The following is a 17,132-nucleotide window of genomic DNA, read 5'->3' as shown; positions in this document are numbered from 1 at the left end:
TGATGAAGGCCAAACTCGGCATGTCGCCCATCGCGTGGTGGAACGACGATCTTCCTGAACTCAGCGACGACGTATCGCTGGAGGAATGCCTTCGGCAATCGCGTAGCGCCGGTTTTACCGGCATGGAGCAAGGCCGTCGTTTCCCCAGCAATCCCCAGGATATGCTGCCCATCCTGCGCGCCGCCGACGTGACGCTGTGCGGCGGCTGGTTCTCGGGCACGCTGGTCAATGAGGAGCTTACCGCCAACAAGGACCGCATCGCTCCGATGATCGAGCTGTTCAAGGCGGTCAATGCGCCCTGCATCGTCTATGGCGAGGTCGGCCGCTCGATCCAGGGCGACCGGTCCAAGCCGCTCGCGACCAAGCCGCGCCTTTCCGATGACGAGATGAAGGCCTACGCGCGCCGCGTCACCGAGTTCGGGGAATGGTGCGCCGAACAGGGCATGCCGCTCTCCTATCACCATCATATGGCTGCGGTCGTCGAAACCGAGCCGGAACTCGACGCCTTCATGCGTTCCTCGGGCGGAGGCATTCCGCTGCTGCTCGATGCCGGCCATCTCGCCTTTGCCGGCGGCGACGTGCTGCGCGCCATCGGCAACCACCACGCCCGCATCAACCATGTTCACGTCAAGGACATCCGCAAGCCTGTCGTCGACGGGCTCGACCGCAGCCGGCAATCCTTCCTCGACGCAGTGGCGCTCGGCGCCTTCACGGTGCCGGGCGACGGCTCGCTTGATTTCGGCGCCATCGTCCAGCGGCTGGCCGATCACGGCTATGAAGGCTGGTTCGTCGTCGAGGCCGAACAGGATCCACGCAAGTCACCTCCGCAGAAGATGGCCGAGATCGGCCATGCGGAATTGATGCGGGTCATGACCGCTGCGGGTTATACAGTCGAGACCGAAGGGTTTCCGAAGGGATAACTGAAAGGTCCTGCCAAACTGCTGGAGCAAGAGGCCCCCTCATCCGCCCTCCGGGCACCTTCTCCCCCGAAGGGAGAAGGGGAAAAGAGACGGCGCGACATATCCCTACTCCCCTCGGGGAGAAGGTGGCGGCAGCCGGATGAGGGGCCGCGCCCCCTAACTTACGAGGAGAAACACCCATGCCAAACCTCAAGGTCAAACCATCGGGCACACATGGCCGGGTCACCCATGTCACGCCTGAGAATGCCGGCTGGACCTATGTCGGCTTCGACCTGCATCGGATGAAACCGGGCGATACCGTTTCCGGAGAGACCGGCAACCGCGAAGTGTGCCTCGTCTGGGTGAGCGGCAAGGGCAAGGCGTCGGCAGGCACCAAGGATTTCGGCACGCTCGGCGGCCGCATGAACCCGTTCGAAGGCGCGCCACATGCGCTCTACATCCCGATGGAATCGACGTGGTCGGTGACGGCTGAAACTGATCTGGAGCTCGCCGTTTGCTCGGCGCCCGGCGGTGGCACCTATCCGGCGAAGGAAATTCCGCCGGGCACGCATGCGCAGGTGACGCGCGGCAAGGGCACGAATGTGCGCTACGTCAACAATATCATGCCTGAGGACGACAGCTCGGCGCATTCGCTGCTTGTCGTCGAGGTGATTACGCCCGGCGGCCATACATCGTCCTATCCGCCGCACAAGCACGACCAGGACGACCTTCCGAACGAGAGCTTCCTGGAAGAGACCTATTACCACCGTCTCAACCCGCCGCAGGGCTTCGGTTTCCAGCGCGTCTACACCGACGACCGCTCGCTTGACGAAGCGATGGCGATCGAGGACGGCGACGTGACGCTGGTGCCGAAAGGCTATCACCCCTGCGCCGCCTGCCATGGCTACGATCTTTATTACCTCAACGTCATGGCCGGGCCGACGCGGATCTGGAAATTCCACAACGCCGTCGAGCACGAGTGGCTGGTCAAGGCGTGAGGACTGCGTCAGATCGCTAAATAATCTGACAGCGGCAAGCTGCCGTTGATGGTTCACTGCTTCCATCCAAACACGGATGGAGGACACCATGCACAGCTCGAATGTCACAATCTCGGCCCGGAATATTCGCTCTTCGCGTCATTTCCGTCCCGGCCTGCTTCTTGCCGTCGTCGCGGCAGCACGCTGGCTGGCGCGCAAGATAGGCGAACGGCGCAACAGTAATGCGCTAATGGAACTTTCCGACGATCAGTTGAAAGATATCGGTCTCTCCAGGGGGCAGACAGAAAGCGACGTTCACGTCTATAGTCGCTACTAAAATACAGGCGTCAGTTGTGATACTGTGCCTCGGGCCGCCTCGTCGGCGGCCTGTCCTGACCCGGAACATCAAATGTCGCAGTTTTCAACAGCACCGCTCCTGCAAACGAAGATGATCACCATTCGTGACATCGTCTGCAATGGTGAGTGCCGCCATAAGAGCGACGAAGAATGCGCCCACGCAACAAGCCTCGTCTATCCCTATCGCGGCGTCTTCATGCGGCATGTCGGCCGCAATGACACGGTGGCCGAAGCCAATCAGCTGTTGTTCTTCAATGCCGGCCAGGGATATCGGATCAGCCATCCGATCGAAGGTGGCGACGCCTGCATCGATCTGGCAATCGACGAAACCATGCTCGAAGAACTCGCGCCGAAAGATCAGGTGCAGCCCGGCCCTGCTTTTTCCTTCCGCCGCCAGCGCCGACGGATCGATCCGCGCGCACAGGCGCTGGTCGCCCTCCTGCGTCACGGTTTGAGCCGCAATGTCGCCGAAACGCTGGAGGCAGAAACACTCGCACTGACGCTGGTCCGCCGCTCGCTCGGCGAGCGCACATCGCATGCGCCGGGCGCCAGCGCCGGCCGGCAGAAACTCGTCGACCGGGCAAAGCTGGTGCTTTCCTCCGATCTCGCGCGGCGCTGGACGCTCGGCGAAATCGCCGTCGAAGTGGGCGTCTCGCCGGTTTATCTCACCCAGGTCTTCCAACAGGTCGAGGCGACACCGCTCTATCGCTATCAGCTGCGGCTGAGACTTGCCCGCGCGCTCGATCTACTCGGAGAGTACGACGATCTGACCGCGCTCGGGCTCGATCTCGGCTTTTCCAGCCACAGCCATTTCAGCGCCTCCTTCAAACAATCCTTCGGGCAGACCCCGGCCGAATTCCAGCGCGCGACGCAGCTGCGCCGGAGGTGATGGTCCAGGTCGATCGCTAAAGATTTCGACAGCGGCGTTGCGGTCTTCGATGATCTTATCAGCCCGTCCCGATCCGTGGACGATCAACCGGAGGATCACCAGATGAAGAAGACAACCTGTGCCGCCTGCGACTGCGAACTCGGCGCCGAGACCATCACCGTCAAGCTCGGCGGCAAGACCGTCGAGGTCTGCTGCCAGGAATGCGCCGAGGCGTTGAACGAGGCGGAAGCCGCTACATCGGCAGTTCCAACAGGCAAGGAATAGAAGACATCAGGCAAGAGCCGCGCTCCCAGCGCGGCTCTTGCGATTCAGGCCGGCAGAAGCCCGTAACGCCAGCCGCGACGTTTCGCATTCTGTGACAGGACCAGGAAGGCGAGGATAAACATGCCTGCCTCGGCAAAGACCGGCACCATCCAGATCCCCTGCTCGCCGAAGATAAAGGGTAGCAGGAAAGTGAGCGGCAGGGTCAGCAGATAGGGCCGCGACAGGCCGAAGATCGCCGCGCGCGGCGCATCGCCGATCGACTGGAAATAGGACGACAGAATCAGCATCTGCCCGAAAAGAAAATAGGCGCCGATCGTCCAGGGCAGAATTCGCCTGACCTCGCCGACAATGGCGGGATCGGCGACAAAGACGGCGCCGAGGCGGCCAACCAGCAATTCGACAGTAATCTCCACCAGAGTGCAATAGATGAGCGCTGAGAGCATGGCGATCTGCAGGCTTTGGCCGACGCGGCGCCCGAGACCAGCACCATGATTGTTGCCTGCGATCGTCTGCAGGGCGATGCTGAGGCCGAGCAGCGGCAGATAGGTGAAGGTCATGATCCGGGTGATGATGCCGTAGGCGGCGATCGTCGCGACGTGGTCATGCGTGTTCCAGAGCGAGATATTGACCAGAATGGCTGCCGAGGCCAGCGATATGCCGATGAAGCCGAGGCTCATCGGCGCGCCGAAGGCGACGATGCGGCGCCACTCGGTCAATGCGGTTTCCAAAGAAGGCCTGAGTGCCGCCGGCCGGCGCCGGCGATAGGCGAGCACGGCTGCGAGACAGACGAATTGCGATGCGATGGAGCCGACCGCCGAACCGAGCACGCCCCAATGCATGACGGCCATGAACAGCCAGTTGGCGAGAATGTTCAGCAGCGAGGCCGACAGCGTCACCAGCGTCATGAAACCGATCTTGCCTTCGCAGCGCAATCCGTCGAGATGCAGCGACAGGAAGAAGCTGACCGGCGCAAAGGCGATCATCGCGCCCATGAACAGCATGGCGCCCTCGGCCACCGCGGCATTGCCGGCAGCACCGGCATCGATGATCTGCCGGCCCGCGATCCAGTAGAGCGCGTTGAGCATCAGGATGACTGCGAGCGCCAGCGTATGGGCGCCTGTGAATACTCGGCGCGCGCCTTGGCGATCGCCGGCGCCGAGCCGGCGGGCAAGGATGCTGGCCATGCCGTTCGAGACCAGCGATTGCAGGGCGATGAGCAGCATCAATCCCGGGAAAATCAGGCTGACTGCAGAAAGCGCGTCAGGGCCGACATAGGCGCCGAGGAAATAGGCGTCGACGACGGTGAAGAGGCCATTGACGGTGGTGATCGCGACGATCGGCGCCGCCGTTTTGATGAAGACGGCCGGCAGCCAGCCGGTGAGAAAGGCGTTGCCTTCTGAAAGAGCGGTCATGGAGAAATCCGTGGGTGGAAAGGCCCGAGCCGGCAAAATCATCCGGATCTGGACGGCCTCAAAAAAAGCAATCTAGAGATCGAGCACCAGATGCGGCACGCCGTTCGAGGTCTTCCGCGGCGAGACGCCGTCGGCATCGATCTGCGCATTCACGCGCTGGCGAAAGGCCGAAAAGCTTTCGAAGGTGACGACATCAACCGGCTTGTCGAAATGGATGGTGATCCTGTGGAGATCGCCGCCCGGCAAGGCCGAAAGCGCCAGGATCTCGCCGGTGAACGGCTGATTGAGATAGCGGCCGCGAATATGGGCGCCGACGAAGAGCTGTGTCTTCGGGCTGGCATTGGGCTTTGCTGCAAGGGCTGCGAGCGTGTTCCAATCGCGCGCGCCGTGCTGGCGGGCAATTATTTCGAGGGCTGCACTGTGGGTCAGTGCGGTGCCGCGATCGTTCATCGCCTGGCGCAATCGCTTGGCCTGGGCCTTCAATTCTTCAATGGCAGGATAGGTCGCCGTCATGGAGTGAGCCTTCGCAAGGCATGCTCTTCGACTGTGAATGGGAGCTCGCATTGCCGCCAGTCAGCATGCACAAGGGGCCGTGACCATGATCGCGAGGACTTCACCATGGATTTTCATCCGCGAGCGGCTGGTGCCTCGAACCGGCCTCTGTATGCGCGAACGCCGCCGACATGTCAAGAATGGCGCATGCGCACCGGGGAATGAGCAAATTTGGGGCAAATCTGCTCGAAATCGGTGCGATTTTCTCGCAAGTTCTACATCTGCATTCAATCTTATCGAAGTTGTTCAGCAGCTGTCAGCATTCTTCAGCTAATATCCTGTGGTAGAACAAGCGGAGGCTGAAAGGGCCTTTCAGATGCACCTCGACACAGAACACCCCAAGCCGGAACGAGCTTACAGGGAATTCAATCTCGACAGGCCCGGCAACATCATCTTCGTCGGCCATCACCTCAGCACCGGAACGCAGGTGCGTTGTCTGATCCGCACGATCACGCTTGCCGGCGCACTGCTCGAAGTGAGCCCGAACCTGGAAATGCCGAGCCATTTCTTCCTCGAAATTCTTGGCATCCATGACGAGATCGGCGCAACCATGGTCAAGCGCGAAGGCGAATGGGTGACGGTCAGCTTCAACATGCTGCTCAATCCGGAATTCCTGCACCACGTGCTGCGACTGAGCTTCGAAACCTGAGGCTTCTTGCGATCGGCGAATCATCGCGGCATGGCACCTTCGTTTCTGTGCCCCGTCTTGCGGCCAGATGAGCAATGATCGGAACAACCCAGAGAATTCCGCGCCACTCCGGTCGATCGAGCGGGTCGGCAAAAGCATCGCGGCGGATCCGGCGATTGCGGATTTCGATTTCCCTGAAGAGAACTACCCAGTTGAGAAGCATTGCTTCATCCTCCATCTATTGGCTGGAGCACTTGAGCTAAGCCTTCACGCCCTTTCGATGTAGAGGCGCTGGGGAAAGGGGGTTTTCATTCATGAAAGATGCGAGCTGGGACGACCTGCAACTTTTCTTCCATGTCGCGACCGGCGGCGGGCTCTCGGCCGCAGCCGCGCGCACCGGGCTCAGCGCGCCGACGATCGGTAGGCGGATGCTGGCGCTTGAACGAGTGACGGGCCGATCACTGTTCAGCCGCGGCCCCACCGGTTATCTGCTCGCGAGGGACGGGCAGGAGCTGCTCGACCGCGTCCGGCTGATGCAGGATGCGGCGCGTGCGATCTCCGACTGGCGCGGCGAGGTTCTGACACTGCCGATCGTCTCGACGGCCGCCGACAGCTGGACGTCGCGTTTCATCGCCGACCATCTGGCCAGCGTCTGGACGCCGAAGGACAGTTTCCGCATGTGCTACAAGACCTCTGATGCCAGCGTCGATTTCACCTACCGGGAAGCGCATATCGCCGTTGGCCACAGCCGGCCGGACAGCGGTAACGTCGCGATCCGCCGCTCGGTCAAGGTGGCGCATGCGGTTTACCAGGCGGCAGACTATGACGAAGCCAACTGCAACTGGATCTCGCTCGGCACCGATACCGCCGTCACGCCGGCGGACAAATGGACGTTCGAACAGCCGGATTACTGGATCACCAGCTGGACCAACACGCCGCATATGCTGTTTTACCTGATCCGTGGGGGCGCCGGCCGCGGCGTGCTCCCATGTTTCATCGGCGACCCGGAACGCCACCTTGTCCGCGCCGGGCCTCTCATCGACGAACTGACCTACGAAATGTGGATCGTTGCGCATGACGACGAGCGGCAACGGCCGGAGGTCAGGATCGTCATCGACCGCCTGGCGGCACTCTTTGCCGATCATGAAGACCTGTTTGCCGGGCAGAGGCCGTCGATATGACACAAAAACGCGGGCCTCTCGACCCGCGCCCCCATCATTCAAAGTGTACAGCGTCCTTAACGCGCCGGAATCGACGCGCGGCGCTGTCGATAGGCTTCTGTCGGTTCAGGCGGCGAGATGGCGCTCGATCTCATCGACCGGCATATTCGTATAGTCCTTCGCCACTTCCGCGGTGATCACGGCCTGGGTATCGGCGCTGAGCGCCGGCCGCAATGTGCCGAGCGCTTTTGGCGGTGCGACGATAACGATGCGGCGGGCACTCTTTTCCTGCACCAGTTCGTCAAGCTTTTCCGCCACCTGTTTCAGGAATTCGGCTTCGGCCTGATCCTGCCAGCTGGTCTCCTCGACAGCGCTGCCGCTGAAGCCATTTGCTGCATGGGTTCGGCCGGGCTTATCGGCGCCAATCTCGCGATCCGGCGCGCTCGGCTGCGTCAGGGTTTCCAGCACCTTCAGGTTCATCAGTTGGGCATCGCCCGCGTTCTGCATGATCAGAGCCTTGGCTCCGTCACAGACCACAACCCATGATTCCAAAGGGATTTTAACGTTGGCCATTTTCAACTCCTCGCTGTCGTCATTCGAAGCGCGCCCTGCGTCATCGATCAAGGCAGAACGCCCGGCAGTTGAAAGAGTTCGGGAAAATTGCACCGAAATCGAACGGGCGGCAATCCGGTCGGCCCTTGCTGCGTAGAAAAGGCAGGTTCGGGAGATTGACGATGAAGACATCACTGTTGGCCTATGCCGGCACCTTTCTCACCCTGCTCGTCTGCGACGGGATATGGCTTGGCCTCATCGCCCGCAACTTTTATCGCGACCAGTTGGGGGCGCTGATGCTCCCTTCCCCCAATCTAGCGGTCGCCGCATTGTTCTACCTGTTCTTCGCCGCCGCAGTGGTCGTGCTTGCAGTGCTGCCCGCGCTGTCGGCAGGCTCGATCGCCACAGCGTTTCTTCACGGCGCCATTCTAGGATTGGCGGCCTATGGCACCTATGACGTCACCAATCTTGCCACACTCCGCAACTGGCCACTCGCCATGAGCCTTGTCGACATGGCGTGGGGCACGTTGCTGACGGCGCTGACCGCCGGCGGCGGATATCTCGCCGTCAGAATTCTTGCCTGAAACGATACCAAGGAGTGAAAGCCCGCGTCCCGATAATGGACATGACGGCGTCCCGCATAGGAACAAAGTTTGAACTCGTTAAAATTGTAATTTTATATTTGACGAATGTGCAAAACATTCATGTGACCTTGGTTGGGAGCAAGACCAGATTGCTCGGGATGAAGACCAGCTTGCTCGATCAAAACCGCCCTGATCGAGATCATAGACCCCAAATGCGTCCTGACGGAGAATGTGAATGTCTATGCTCCGCGCCACACACCTTGCCACGGTGAAGTCCGCTGTTTACGACCTGCGCTGGGAAGAATTCAGCGTCAAGCGGCCAGCCCGCATCGTCGCCGTCCGGCCGTGCCTCACAGGCGTCTCGATGCGAAGCGCCGAGATCATCGATATTTCCCAGGGTGGCGCGACGTTTGTCGTATCGACCACGGCCGGCCTGCCGAAGCATTATTATCTCAACATTCTCGGCCTCGCCTATCGCATCGGATGCGCCGAAGTCTATCGTCACAAGGAACGCATCGGCGTGCGGTTCATCAACATTATGGACCCCGAGGTTCTGCGCCGCGTCGTCCGCACCGATTTCCTCGTCGGCAATATGGAAGCGATCGCCGCCCGGCGCGGGCCGATCTTCCGGGCGTGAACAGGCCAAGAGGCTGCATAATTCCTTGAATCGGGATTGGCGTCTCGCGCGTCTGAAAAGACGCGCTGGGCTGCCGTTGCGGAAATAATCTTGCTTGCGTTGGCCGTGCCCGGGCCTATTGTTTCGCCAATTGTCACGATATCCGGGAAACCGCCGTCGCATGTCCGCCTTTTCGCGCTTCACGCCTCTTGCCAGCGCCCTGCCTTCCACAGTTCCTTTCGTCGGCCCCGAGGCGATCGAGCGCCAACGCGGACTTGCCGTTTTGGCCCGTATCGGCGCCAATGAGAACGGCTTTGGTCCAGCCCCTTCCGTCTTTGCGGCGATGCGCGAGGAGGCCGGCAATATCTGGAAATACAATGATCCGGAAAATTTCGCGCTCAGGCAAGCGCTTGCCGCCCATCTCGGCGTCTCGGCCACCAATATCGCCATCGGCAGCGGCATCGACGAATTGCTCGGCCAAATCGTCCGGCTGGTGATCGAGCCGGGCGCGCCTGTCGTCACTTCGCTTGGCGCCTACCCGACCTTCAACTTCCATGTGACCGGTTTCGACGGCCGACTGGTGACGGTTCGCTACGCAAACGACCGTGAGGATCTCGACGGGCTGCTGGATGCCGTGAAGCGCGAGAATGCGCCGCTCGTCTATTTCGCCAATCCCGACAATCCTATGGGGAGCTGGTGGGATGCCGACAGGATCGTCGCTTTCGCCCGGGCGCTGCCCGAGACGACGCTGATGGTGCTCGACGAGGCCTATAGCGAGACCGGGCCGGCAGGGTCGCTGCCGTCGATTTCCTCGCTTATCGACCTGCCGAACGTCGTTCGCACCCGCACTTTCTCCAAAGCCTACGGGCTTGCCGGCTCGCGCACCGGCTACGTGATCTCGGCCGCCGGCACGGCGCAGGCCTTCGACAAGATCCGCAATCATTTCGGCATGAACCGGTTGGCGACGGCCGCAGCGCTCGCCGCCCTCAAGGACCAGGCCTATCTCGTCGAGGTGGTCGGGAAAATCCACGCGGCGCGCGACCGGATCGGCGGTATCGCCCGGGCAAACGGCCTTGAGCCCCTGCCCTCGGCAACGAATTTCGTGGCGATCGACGCCGGCCGCGACGGCGCATATGCCAGGGCGATCGTCGACGGTCTGATGGAACGCGGCGTCTTCATCCGCATGCCTGGCGTGGCGCCCCTCAATCGCTGCATTCGCGTCAGCGTCGGGCCAGAGGCGGATATGGCGCTTCTCGAAGAAACCCTGCCGCAGGTGCTGAAACAGATCGGCTGATGGAGCATGTGCCGAAAATGTCAGCGGTTTTCGGGCGGCATCATGCTCTCACTCTTTGCTGTAAAACAGCGAGAACCGCGACCGGGTGGAGGATCCGGTCGCGGTTCCGTTCTCCCGGCGTCGGCCCCATCTAAAGTGCCCGCCAGCCCCTCTTTTCGAGGTTGTTATATCGTTCCTGCCGATTTGCCGGCAGGACAATGTCAGTGAACCGTCATCCACTCGCGGGCGGCGCGTAGCGCTGCCACGAGCTGCATCTTGTCCATTGCGGCGGCCACGTCGGCACGAAGCTCGGCGGCGCGGTCGTTGCCCTTGATTGCGGCGATGTTCAGCCATTTGTGAGCTGCGACAAGATCGACTTCGCAACCGCGGCCGGTCGCATACATCAGACCCATTTCGCAGAAGACATCGGCGCTGTTGTCGCCACCCATGGTGGCCGTTTCAGCATTGTGCATTTCAAAGCGTGCCATCGGTTTTATCCCTATTAGCCTGTTTATGACTTACCCTGTTTTACCTCTGGGCCTTGCCGTCTATCGCGGCTTGCGGCCCTTGCGGTCCGGCGGGTTTGCCCCGCTCGTTTGATGGGTTCACTATGCCAAACGGCTTTCAAAAAACGCCTAAAATGCATGATTAATTCTAGACAAACAAAGTGCAAATGCTTGGTAAATTTGGGTTTTTGTTAAACATCAGATGCCTTGCGGATTAGGGATTTTCGCTCGAATTTTACGAAAGATTCAGATCTGAAAATAAAGGGATCGTTCATCATGAAATCAGCAGGCGATATTTTTGAAAGGCCGCCGCACGGCTTTTTCTCGCGTCTTTTGCCCAGTCTGCGGGATAACAACCATGCTTATTTACCTTTACGTTCGCGTCAGTTAGTTTCGCGGCCGATCAGGGACATCATGGAGGAAAAGATGATCCGCAGCTTCGTTCTCGCCGCCGCCATAACAATGATCGCGGGGATCTCGCATGCCGAGGAGCCGATCGTCGGTAACTGGAAGACGGCCGCCGGCGATACGGCGGTGATCGCTTCCTGCGGCGGCAGTTATTGCGTGACGCTGAAGACCGGCAAATATGCCGGCCGGAAGATCGGCACGCTTGCGGGAACCGGTGGCAGCTATGCCGGCGAGATCATCGACCCGGCCGCCGACAAGACTTATAGCGGCTCGGGCAAGATTTCCGGCAATTCGCTGAGGATGCAAGGCTGCGTGATGAAGGTCCTCTGCAAGGCCCAGACATGGACACGGCTCTGAGCCTGGCGGCTGCACGACGATCACCAAACGCGGGGCATGCCAACGCCCCGGCATGCCAGCGGCCCTTTTCCGCCCCTTCACCCAAGCGACCCGGCAAAATCGAACGCGTTGAGCCGGGCCTGGCGAACCCTTGTAAATCCCCTCCGCAACCCGCCCGAGCCTCCCCGGCAAGCTGAACGCTGGATGAACCGGTATCTCAGCACTCATTCAGCCGCCCCATGGCAAAACCCTTGTCACGATAGAGTTGCGTATCGGGGGCAAGGCAATGGACATGTATATTCTGGCAAGGCGTTTCAGCATCATCACACTGTTTGCGGCGATCTTCGCGATCACGTTTTCGGCGGTGGTGGTGCACAATGGCGGCGGTGGCGCACAGTCGCATTTCGGGGCGAGCTATACCTGCCTGGAGAGAAACGGCACCTTCTGCGCGCCATCGGTGCAGTGAGCGGCATCTGACGCGGAAGACGATAAAATAATCGGATTCCGCCGGCGCGCGTCGTTTGCTTGTCAAAAACAACTCTCTATAATGCGTCATGAACAAACGAATCTCCCCTTTGTCGCCGCTCGACATATCCTCGCCACCCCCTTTCCAGTCGCAGAGCTTTGATGATCCCGCCAAGGCGGTGGAGGCGCTGACGGCGCTTTACGAGCGCAATACGGCATTCCTGATCAAGAGCTTCACCGAGCTGGCGCAGGGCGCTCCGATCTCCTCGCGCTATCGTGCTTTCTATCCGCAGGTCAGCATCGAGACGACAAGCTTCGGCCATGTCGATTCGCGCCTTTCCTACGGCCATGTCACGGCACCGGGCATCTATACGACGACAGTCACCCGGCCGAAGCTCTTCAAGCATTACTTGAAGGAGCAGCTGGCGCTCCTGGTGAAGAGCCACAATGTTCCGGTCATCGTGTCGGAATCGACGACGCCGATCCCCTTGCATTTCGCCTTCGGCGAGGGTGCGCATGTGGAAGCATCGACAAACGCCTTCATCGACGTTCCGATGCGCGATATTTTCGACACGCCCGACCTCAACACCACCGATGACGAGATCGCCAACGGCGAATATATCCCGCCACCGGGAGAGCCCTCGCCGCTTGCGCCATTCACCGCGCAACGCATCGACTATTCGCTCGCCCGTCTGTCGCATTATACGGCGACGCATGCCGAGCATTTTCAGAATTTCGTGCTGTTCACGAACTATCAGTTCTATATCGACGAATTTTGCAGCTGGGCTCGCAAGCTGATGGCGGAGGGCGGCGACGGCTATACGGCCTTCGTCGAGCCCGGCAACATCGTCACCCTGCCCGGCTCGAGCGCGCCGGAAACCGATGCGGCGCTTACGCGCCTGCCGCAGATGCCGGCTTACCATCTAAAGAAGAAGGGCCATGCCGGGATCACCATGATCAATATCGGCGTCGGCCCCTCCAACGCCAAGACGATCACCGATCATGTCGCCGTGCTGCGCCCGCATGCCTGGCTGATGCTCGGCCACTGCGCCGGTCTTCGCAACAGCCAGCGGCTCGGCGATTATGTGCTTGCCCATGCTTATATGCGCGAGGACCATGTTCTCGACGACGATCTGCCGGTCTGGGTGCCGATCCCGGCGCTGGCCGAAGTGCAGGTGGCGCTTGAGGCAGCCGTTGCCGAAATCACCGGCTACGAGGGCTTCGAGCTGAAACGCATCATGCGCACCGGCACCGTCGGGACGATCGACAACCGCAACTGGGAACTGCGCGACCAGCGCGGGCCGGTGAAGCGGCTGTCCCAGGCGCGCGCAATCGCGCTCGACATGGAATCGGCGACGATCGCCGCCAACGGCTTCCGCTTCCGCGTGCCCTACGGCACGCTGCTCTGCGTTTCCGACAAGCCGCTGCACGGCGAATTGAAGCTGCCGGGCATGGCGACGGCCTTCTACCGCACACAGGTCAACCAGCATCTGCAGATCGGCATCCGCGCCGTGCAGAAGCTTGCCGCCATGCCGACGGAAGCGCTGCATTCGCGCAAGCTGCGCAGCTTCTTCGAAACGGCCTTCCAATAGGCCGTTTCCTCATCGGCCTGTCATCACAACAGGCACTGAGCGCTGTGCAAGCGTCTGCGGCCTGCCAGCGGCAATATTCAGCCCTGCGATCAACAGGGTGAAGGCCAGGAAGGCGAAAGCGACGCGCTGGAGAATCTTCAGCCCATCGCTTTCGAGGAACTCCTGCTGACGCTTTTCATGGCGACGTGCCCAGATCTGGCTTGCCAGCGCGATTTCAAGAATGCTCATTGTCGTTCTCCTCGACAGGTTTCGATGAAGCCTTGTCGAGTGCTGACTTGCCGTTTCGACAGCCGACCCACCAAAAGTTTTTTTAGGGCGATGTCGAAATGCGCGAAGCTCGATCGTCCAGAGTCATTGAAGCGCCGCAAGGGAGGCTGTCCGCGATGAAATATCTCTGTCAGGTCTGGTTCGATAACGGCGTGCTCGACGCCATGACGCAAGAGGAGAAGGCCAAGCTCGACACGAACTCCTTGAACTATGACAAGGACCTCGTCGAAAGCGGACATATGATCGTCGCCCAGGCGTTGCAGTCGCCGAAAGCGGCGGTGACCGTTAGGGTGCGGGGCGGTGAAATGTCGGTAACGGACGGTCCCTTTACCGAGACCAAGGAGGCGCTCGGCGGCTTCATCCTGATCGAGGCCAAGGATCTCAACGACGCGATCCGCATCGCCGCTGGCATCCCGCTTGCCAAGCTCGGCGCGATCGAGGTGCGGCCCATCCACGAATTCGCAGCTCAATGAGGAGGTACCAATGAAGTTTCTATGCCAGATCTGGTTCGACACGGAAAAAAGCAAGCTGGTTCCTCAGACCGAATGGGATGCGCTCACACAGGAGTGCATCACCAGCGACAATCGCTGGCGCGAGAGCGGTCATCTGCTGGTGGCGCTCGCCTTGCATGAACCGTCAGCGGCGATCACCGTCCGCCTGCGCAACGGCGAAGCCTCCGCGACCGATGGTCCTTTTGCCGAAATCAAAGAGCACCTCGGTGGTTTCGTGCTGATCGAAGCCGAGAATATCGAGGAGGCGAAGACGATCGTGTCCAGTTTTCCGATCCTCAGATATTGCTCAATCGAAGTGCGCCCGACTTATGCCATCCAGGATGGGAAATAGTCGTGCGCTACATCTGCCTGATCTATAACAGCGCCGACACCGACGGCACGCTGACATCTGAAGAGACCGATGACCTCGTCAAAGCGCATTTCGCCTTCGACGAGGAACTGCGCCGCGACGGTGTCATGGTCCACGCCGATGCGCTTGAGATGCCTGATAGGGCGACCGTGCTGCGTGTTCGAGACAACACTCTGTCCGCGACCGACGGTCCCTATGTCGAGACGAAGGAGCATCTTGCCGGCTTCTACGTCATCGAGGCGCCTGATATGGCGACGGCAAAAAAGATCGCCGGGCGGATCCCTTCGGCGCGTTTCGGCGCGGTCGAACTTCGGCCCGTGCGGATGCTGACCCTGCCGGACTGAGGTGCGCCGTTGGAAAGCCTGATCGAGGAGATTTATCGAACCCAATCGCGCCGGGTGCTGGCGACGCTGATCCGCCTGCTCGGCGATTTCGACCGGGCCGAGGAAGCGCTGCACGACGCCTTCGCCGCGGCCGCCCGGACATGGCCGGCCGACGGCATTCCCGGCAATCCCTTCGCCTGGCTCGTTTCCACGGGGCGCTTCAAAGCGATCGACACGATCCGGCGGCGAGCGCGCTTCGATGCGTCGCAGCATCACATCGAGGACAGCCTCTACACGCCTGATGCAACGGAGATCGGCGACATGGAACCAATCGAGGACGACATGCTGCGGCTGATCTTCACCTGCTGCCATCCCGCCATCCCCTCCGATGCGCAGACGGCGATGGCGCTTCGGGAAATCTGCGGATTGACCACCGAGGAGATCGCCCATGCCTTCCTCTCCCCGGCGCCGACGGTCGCCCAGCGGATCGTGCGCGCCAAGAACAGGATCCGAACGGAGAATATCCCCTATGAGGTGCCAGGCCGCGAGGCGCTGCCTGAGCGGCTCGACCAGGTGCTGCACGTCATCTACCTGGTCTTCAACGAAGGCTATTCCGCCTCTTCGGGCGAGGCCGTGGTTCGTGCCGACCTGACGGCGGAGGCGATCCGTCTGGCCCGGCTGCTTCTGGCGCTGCTGCCGCATCCCGATGTCCGCGGCCTGCTGTCGCTGATGCTGCTGCAGGATTCCCGCCGCACCGCCCGCAGCAATGAGCAGGGGCTGCTGGTGCTGCTTGCCGATCAGGACCGCTCGCTCTGGGATCATGAAAAGATTGCGGAAGGATCGGCGCTGCTTGCCGAGGCGATGCGGGCGGGAGAGATCGGCACCTACACACTGCAGGCGGCAATCGCCGCCGAGCATGCCAGGGCACCTGCTGCCGATGAGACTGACTGGCGGCGGATCGCCTTCTATTACGATCTTCTTCTGGCGGCTCAGCCCTCGCCGATCGTCGAACTCAATCGCGCCGTGGCGATCGCGATGGCGGAAGGGCCGGCGAAGGGGCTGGATCTGGTCGATGCCATTCTGGAACGCCAGGAGCTCAAGGCCTTTCATCTCGCTCATTCGGCGCGCGCCGATTTCCTGCGGCGCCTCGGCCGGCGGCAGGAGGCGATCGCGGCCTATGGAACGGCGCTGTCGCTTTGCCGGCAGGAGCCGGAGCAGGCATTTCTCAGAAAACGGATTTCAGAGCTTGCCGCGACGCCCGAGCGGCAGTGAGATCGCCGTGCCCGTCAGCGCTGAGACGATGATCAGCAGGTGGGCGTTGACGCTTGCCTGCGCCAACGCGGCCAGGGCCAGCCGCTCGCTCGAAGCGCCGAGAGCAATGGCGCCGGCGGTGATGCCGGCCGGATAGGTACCGACGCCACCCGGCGCGTGTACCGGCAGCACGGAGGAAAGCTCACCGCCAAGCGCACCGCCGAAGCTTGCCGCCATCGGCAGCACGCCCATCAGGCCGAGCGCCCAGGCAAGCACCATCACCTTCACCAGCCAGTTGACGATGGTCATCGCCCAGGCGCGTGTAAAAGCGATGGCATCGACCGGCAACCCGTTTTCGATCTCGGCGACGAATTTCTGCGCCTTCCCCGGCAGCAGCCTGGCGGCGAGGCGCAGCAGCGGCTTGCGGGCGGCGAAAGCTGCGACCGGCAGCAGCAGAAACATCGTCCAGAGCAACCAGGCAACAACTGCATCTGCGGCGGCGACGGCAAAACCGATACCGGCGGCGGCGACAAGCGCGTGCAGGTCGAGCAGCCGCATGACGAACAGCGCCGAGGTTCCGCGCGTCAGCGGAATACCGAACTCCGTGCGCATCAACAGCGGAAAGCTGGTCTCGCCGGTGCGGAAGGGCAGCATGATGTTCAACAGGTTGTGGATCTGCGTGACGCGGAAGAGGACCGCGAACCGGCCGGCCGTCTCCTTCGGAAAATAATCATAGATGCGCCAGGTGCGCAGGAAATAGGTGCTCGTCAGGAGCACCAGCGCGCCGATCACCGGACCGGCGCCGACATCCGCCCACTGCCTGATAATGACAGGCCAACCCCAGAACCATTGGATGAAGAGCGCATAGGCTGCGACGATGACGACCGTCAGCACCGTCATGCGATTGCGCATAAACCAGGATTGCCGGCTTTCAACGATCGAACTCTTCATGTAGTAGGC

24 protein-coding genes are annotated in these 17,132 nt (G+C 61.2%); 17 read left to right on the top strand and 7 right to left on the bottom strand.

The features are described from left to right. Window positions 1–2: 2 nt before the first annotated feature. The 5 genes from iolE to J3O30_RS07430 all read left to right on the top strand — a co-directional run bounded on the left by iolE (window position 3) and on the right by J3O30_RS07430 (window position 3,386). Window positions 3–920: a myo-inosose-2 dehydratase gene (gene iolE / locus J3O30_RS07450; protein WP_207583599.1), complete on the top strand. Its 918-nt coding sequence runs from the start codon at window positions 3–5 to the stop codon at window positions 918–920. Window positions 921–1,099: 179 nt separating this feature from the next. Continuing rightward, on the top strand, window positions 1,100–1,897 hold the full coding sequence (gene iolB, locus J3O30_RS07445; RefSeq protein ID WP_207583598.1) for a 5-deoxy-glucuronate isomerase: 798 nt from the start codon (window positions 1,100–1,102) through the stop codon (window positions 1,895–1,897). An 88-nt stretch (window positions 1,898–1,985) separates the two neighbouring features. Next, window positions 1,986–2,213 carry a DUF1127 domain-containing protein gene (locus J3O30_RS07440; RefSeq protein ID WP_207583597.1) on the top strand — a complete coding sequence of 76 codons (228 nt, stop codon included), beginning with the start codon at window positions 1,986–1,988 and terminating at the stop codon, window positions 2,211–2,213. A gap of 72 nt (window positions 2,214–2,285) precedes the next feature. Then, window positions 2,286–3,122 (top strand): helix-turn-helix domain-containing protein, encoded by an 837-nt coding sequence (locus J3O30_RS07435; RefSeq protein WP_207583596.1) that lies wholly within the window; start codon window positions 2,286–2,288, stop codon window positions 3,120–3,122. Window positions 3,123–3,224: 102 nt separating this feature from the next. Continuing rightward, window positions 3,225–3,386, top strand: coding sequence for a hypothetical protein (locus tag J3O30_RS07430; protein ID WP_207583595.1), 162 nt, complete (start codon window positions 3,225–3,227; stop codon window positions 3,384–3,386). Window positions 3,387–3,430: 44 nt separating this feature from the next. On the opposite strand, the gene J3O30_RS07425 is transcribed toward J3O30_RS07430, so the two are convergent. Then, on the bottom strand, window positions 3,431–4,798 hold the full coding sequence (locus tag J3O30_RS07425; RefSeq protein WP_207583594.1) for an MATE family efflux transporter: 1,368 nt from the start codon (window positions 4,796–4,798) through the stop codon (window positions 3,431–3,433). 72 nt (window positions 4,799–4,870) lie between these two features. After that, window positions 4,871–5,311: a glyoxalase superfamily protein gene (locus J3O30_RS07420; RefSeq protein WP_207583593.1), complete on the bottom strand. Its 441-nt coding sequence runs from the start codon at window positions 5,309–5,311 to the stop codon at window positions 4,871–4,873. 355 nt (window positions 5,312–5,666) lie between these two features. Between J3O30_RS07420 and J3O30_RS07415 the strand changes: the two genes are divergently transcribed. Continuing rightward, entirely contained in the window at window positions 5,667–5,999 is a 333-nt protein-coding gene (locus J3O30_RS07415) for a hypothetical protein (protein WP_049733849.1), read from the top strand. Here the strand turns inward: J3O30_RS07415 and J3O30_RS33130 are convergent. Then, window positions 5,950–6,201 carry a hypothetical protein gene (locus J3O30_RS33130; protein ID WP_246762736.1) on the bottom strand — a complete coding sequence of 84 codons (252 nt, stop codon included), beginning with the start codon at window positions 6,199–6,201 and terminating at the stop codon, window positions 5,950–5,952. The genes J3O30_RS07415 and J3O30_RS33130 overlap by 50 nt on opposite strands. A 91-nt stretch (window positions 6,202–6,292) precedes the next feature. Here J3O30_RS33130 and J3O30_RS07410 point away from each other — a divergent pair, with 91 nt between their 5' ends. Beyond that, the gene (locus tag J3O30_RS07410; RefSeq protein WP_207583592.1) at window positions 6,293–7,159 is read left to right on the top strand and encodes a LysR family transcriptional regulator; all 867 of its coding nucleotides are present in this window, start codon (window positions 6,293–6,295) and stop codon (window positions 7,157–7,159) included. 105 nt (window positions 7,160–7,264) lie between these two features. Here the strand turns inward: J3O30_RS07410 and J3O30_RS07405 are convergent, their stop codons facing one another. Continuing rightward, window positions 7,265–7,711 carry a host attachment family protein gene (locus tag J3O30_RS07405; protein WP_207583591.1) on the bottom strand — a complete coding sequence of 149 codons (447 nt, stop codon included), beginning with the start codon at window positions 7,709–7,711 and terminating at the stop codon, window positions 7,265–7,267. A gap of 161 nt (window positions 7,712–7,872) precedes the next feature. Between J3O30_RS07405 and J3O30_RS07400 the strand changes: the two genes are divergently transcribed. The 3 genes from J3O30_RS07400 to J3O30_RS07390 all read left to right on the top strand — a co-directional run bounded on the left by J3O30_RS07400 (window position 7,873) and on the right by J3O30_RS07390 (window position 10,184). Further along, entirely contained in the window at window positions 7,873–8,274 is a 402-nt protein-coding gene (locus tag J3O30_RS07400) for a DUF2177 family protein (protein WP_207583590.1), read from the top strand. A gap of 235 nt (window positions 8,275–8,509) precedes the next feature. Beyond that, window positions 8,510–8,911 (top strand): PilZ domain-containing protein, encoded by a 402-nt coding sequence (locus J3O30_RS07395; protein ID WP_116405296.1) that lies wholly within the window; start codon window positions 8,510–8,512, stop codon window positions 8,909–8,911. Between the two features lie 160 nt (window positions 8,912–9,071). Then, on the top strand, window positions 9,072–10,184 hold the full coding sequence (locus J3O30_RS07390; RefSeq protein ID WP_207583589.1) for a pyridoxal phosphate-dependent aminotransferase: 1,113 nt from the start codon (window positions 9,072–9,074) through the stop codon (window positions 10,182–10,184). Between the two features lie 200 nt (window positions 10,185–10,384). On the opposite strand, the gene J3O30_RS07385 is transcribed toward J3O30_RS07390, so the two are convergent. Further along, window positions 10,385–10,651: a sel1 repeat family protein gene (locus J3O30_RS07385; RefSeq protein WP_018071017.1), complete on the bottom strand. Its 267-nt coding sequence runs from the start codon at window positions 10,649–10,651 to the stop codon at window positions 10,385–10,387. A 444-nt stretch (window positions 10,652–11,095) separates the two neighbouring features. Here J3O30_RS07385 and J3O30_RS07380 point away from each other — a divergent pair, with 444 nt between their 5' ends. The 3 genes from J3O30_RS07380 (at window position 11,096) to J3O30_RS07370 (ending at window position 13,470) form a co-directional block, all read left to right on the top strand. Beyond that, window positions 11,096–11,434 carry a DUF2147 domain-containing protein gene (locus tag J3O30_RS07380; RefSeq protein WP_207583588.1) on the top strand — a complete coding sequence of 113 codons (339 nt, stop codon included), beginning with the start codon at window positions 11,096–11,098 and terminating at the stop codon, window positions 11,432–11,434. Window positions 11,435–11,699: 265 nt separating this feature from the next. Then, a complete protein-coding gene (locus tag J3O30_RS07375) occupies window positions 11,700–11,879 on the top strand; it encodes a hypothetical protein (protein WP_164010299.1) in 180 nt (59 codons plus the stop codon). Window positions 11,880–11,967: 88 nt separating this feature from the next. Then, a complete protein-coding gene (locus J3O30_RS07370) occupies window positions 11,968–13,470 on the top strand; it encodes an AMP nucleosidase (RefSeq protein WP_207583587.1) in 1,503 nt (500 codons plus the stop codon). Between the two features lie 9 nt (window positions 13,471–13,479). Here the strand turns inward: J3O30_RS07370 and J3O30_RS07365 are convergent, their stop codons facing one another. After that, a complete protein-coding gene (locus J3O30_RS07365; protein WP_207583586.1) occupies window positions 13,480–13,698 on the bottom strand; it encodes a hypothetical protein in 219 nt (72 codons plus the stop codon). A 155-nt stretch (window positions 13,699–13,853) separates the two neighbouring features. On the opposite strand from J3O30_RS07365, the gene J3O30_RS07360 reads away from it, so the two are divergent. The 4 genes from J3O30_RS07360 to J3O30_RS07345 are packed head-to-tail and all read left to right on the top strand — an operon-like array spanning window position 13,854 to window position 16,193. Continuing rightward, the gene (locus tag J3O30_RS07360; RefSeq protein ID WP_207583585.1) at window positions 13,854–14,210 is read left to right on the top strand and encodes a YciI family protein; all 357 of its coding nucleotides are present in this window, start codon (window positions 13,854–13,856) and stop codon (window positions 14,208–14,210) included. A 10-nt stretch (window positions 14,211–14,220) separates the two neighbouring features. Then, window positions 14,221–14,580 carry a YciI family protein gene (locus J3O30_RS07355; RefSeq protein WP_207583584.1) on the top strand — a complete coding sequence of 120 codons (360 nt, stop codon included), beginning with the start codon at window positions 14,221–14,223 and terminating at the stop codon, window positions 14,578–14,580. A gap of 2 nt (window positions 14,581–14,582) precedes the next feature. After that, window positions 14,583–14,942: a YciI family protein gene (locus J3O30_RS07350; protein WP_207583583.1), complete on the top strand. Its 360-nt coding sequence runs from the start codon at window positions 14,583–14,585 to the stop codon at window positions 14,940–14,942. Window positions 14,943–14,951: 9 nt separating this feature from the next. Continuing rightward, the gene (locus tag J3O30_RS07345; protein ID WP_207583582.1) at window positions 14,952–16,193 is read left to right on the top strand and encodes an RNA polymerase sigma factor; all 1,242 of its coding nucleotides are present in this window, start codon (window positions 14,952–14,954) and stop codon (window positions 16,191–16,193) included. Here J3O30_RS07345 and J3O30_RS07340 read toward each other — a convergent pair. Then, window positions 16,161–17,123, bottom strand: a complete 963-nt coding sequence (locus J3O30_RS07340; protein WP_207583581.1) for a lysylphosphatidylglycerol synthase domain-containing protein — start codon at window positions 17,121–17,123, stop codon at window positions 16,161–16,163. The two genes, J3O30_RS07345 and J3O30_RS07340, sit on opposite strands and share 33 nt — an antisense overlap. Between the last annotated feature and the right edge of the window lie 9 nt (window positions 17,124–17,132).

This window comes from Rhizobium sp. NZLR1, from assembly GCF_017357385.1.
GTDB lineage: Bacteria > Pseudomonadota > Alphaproteobacteria > Rhizobiales > Rhizobiaceae > Rhizobium.
This window is presented reverse-complemented; position numbering and strand designations above follow the sequence as displayed.

Bases quoted from the DNA above. Each gene is read 5' to 3' on its own strand.
- iolE (WP_207583599.1), top strand. From the start codon at position 3: ATGAAGGCCAAACTCGGCATGTCGCCCATCGCGTGGTGGAACGACGAT.
- J3O30_RS07390 (WP_207583589.1), top strand. From the start codon at position 9,072: ATGTCCGCCTTTTCGCGCTTCACGCCTCTTGCCAGCGCCCTGCCTTCC.
- J3O30_RS07405 (WP_207583591.1), bottom strand. From the start codon at position 7,711: ATGGCCAACGTTAAAATCCCTTTGGAATCATGGGTTGTGGTCTGTGAC.
- J3O30_RS07375 (WP_164010299.1), top strand. From the start codon at position 11,700: ATGGACATGTATATTCTGGCAAGGCGTTTCAGCATCATCACACTGTTT.
- J3O30_RS07425 (WP_207583594.1), bottom strand. From the start codon at position 4,798: ATGACCGCTCTTTCAGAAGGCAACGCCTTTCTCACCGGCTGGCTGCCG.
- J3O30_RS07430 (WP_207583595.1), top strand. From the start codon at position 3,225: ATGAAGAAGACAACCTGTGCCGCCTGCGACTGCGAACTCGGCGCCGAG.
- J3O30_RS07435 (WP_207583596.1), top strand. From the start codon at position 2,286: ATGTCGCAGTTTTCAACAGCACCGCTCCTGCAAACGAAGATGATCACC.
- J3O30_RS07410 (WP_207583592.1), top strand. From the start codon at position 6,293: ATGAAAGATGCGAGCTGGGACGACCTGCAACTTTTCTTCCATGTCGCG.
- J3O30_RS07360 (WP_207583585.1), top strand. From the start codon at position 13,854: ATGAAATATCTCTGTCAGGTCTGGTTCGATAACGGCGTGCTCGACGCC.
- J3O30_RS07340 (WP_207583581.1), bottom strand. From the start codon at position 17,123: ATGAAGAGTTCGATCGTTGAAAGCCGGCAATCCTGGTTTATGCGCAAT.
- J3O30_RS07400 (WP_207583590.1), top strand. From the start codon at position 7,873: ATGAAGACATCACTGTTGGCCTATGCCGGCACCTTTCTCACCCTGCTC.
- J3O30_RS07355 (WP_207583584.1), top strand. From the start codon at position 14,221: ATGAAGTTTCTATGCCAGATCTGGTTCGACACGGAAAAAAGCAAGCTG.
- J3O30_RS07385 (WP_018071017.1), bottom strand. From the start codon at position 10,651: ATGGCACGCTTTGAAATGCACAATGCTGAAACGGCCACCATGGGTGGC.
- iolB (WP_207583598.1), top strand. From the start codon at position 1,100: ATGCCAAACCTCAAGGTCAAACCATCGGGCACACATGGCCGGGTCACC.
- J3O30_RS07380 (WP_207583588.1), top strand. From the start codon at position 11,096: ATGATCCGCAGCTTCGTTCTCGCCGCCGCCATAACAATGATCGCGGGG.
- J3O30_RS07395 (WP_116405296.1), top strand. From the start codon at position 8,510: ATGTCTATGCTCCGCGCCACACACCTTGCCACGGTGAAGTCCGCTGTT.
- J3O30_RS07440 (WP_207583597.1), top strand. From the start codon at position 1,986: ATGCACAGCTCGAATGTCACAATCTCGGCCCGGAATATTCGCTCTTCG.
- J3O30_RS07370 (WP_207583587.1), top strand. From the start codon at position 11,968: ATGAACAAACGAATCTCCCCTTTGTCGCCGCTCGACATATCCTCGCCA.
- J3O30_RS07365 (WP_207583586.1), bottom strand. From the start codon at position 13,698: ATGAGCATTCTTGAAATCGCGCTGGCAAGCCAGATCTGGGCACGTCGC.
- J3O30_RS33130 (WP_246762736.1), bottom strand. From the start codon at position 6,201: ATGCTTCTCAACTGGGTAGTTCTCTTCAGGGAAATCGAAATCCGCAAT.
- J3O30_RS07420 (WP_207583593.1), bottom strand. From the start codon at position 5,311: ATGACGGCGACCTATCCTGCCATTGAAGAATTGAAGGCCCAGGCCAAG.
- J3O30_RS07415 (WP_049733849.1), top strand. From the start codon at position 5,667: ATGCACCTCGACACAGAACACCCCAAGCCGGAACGAGCTTACAGGGAA.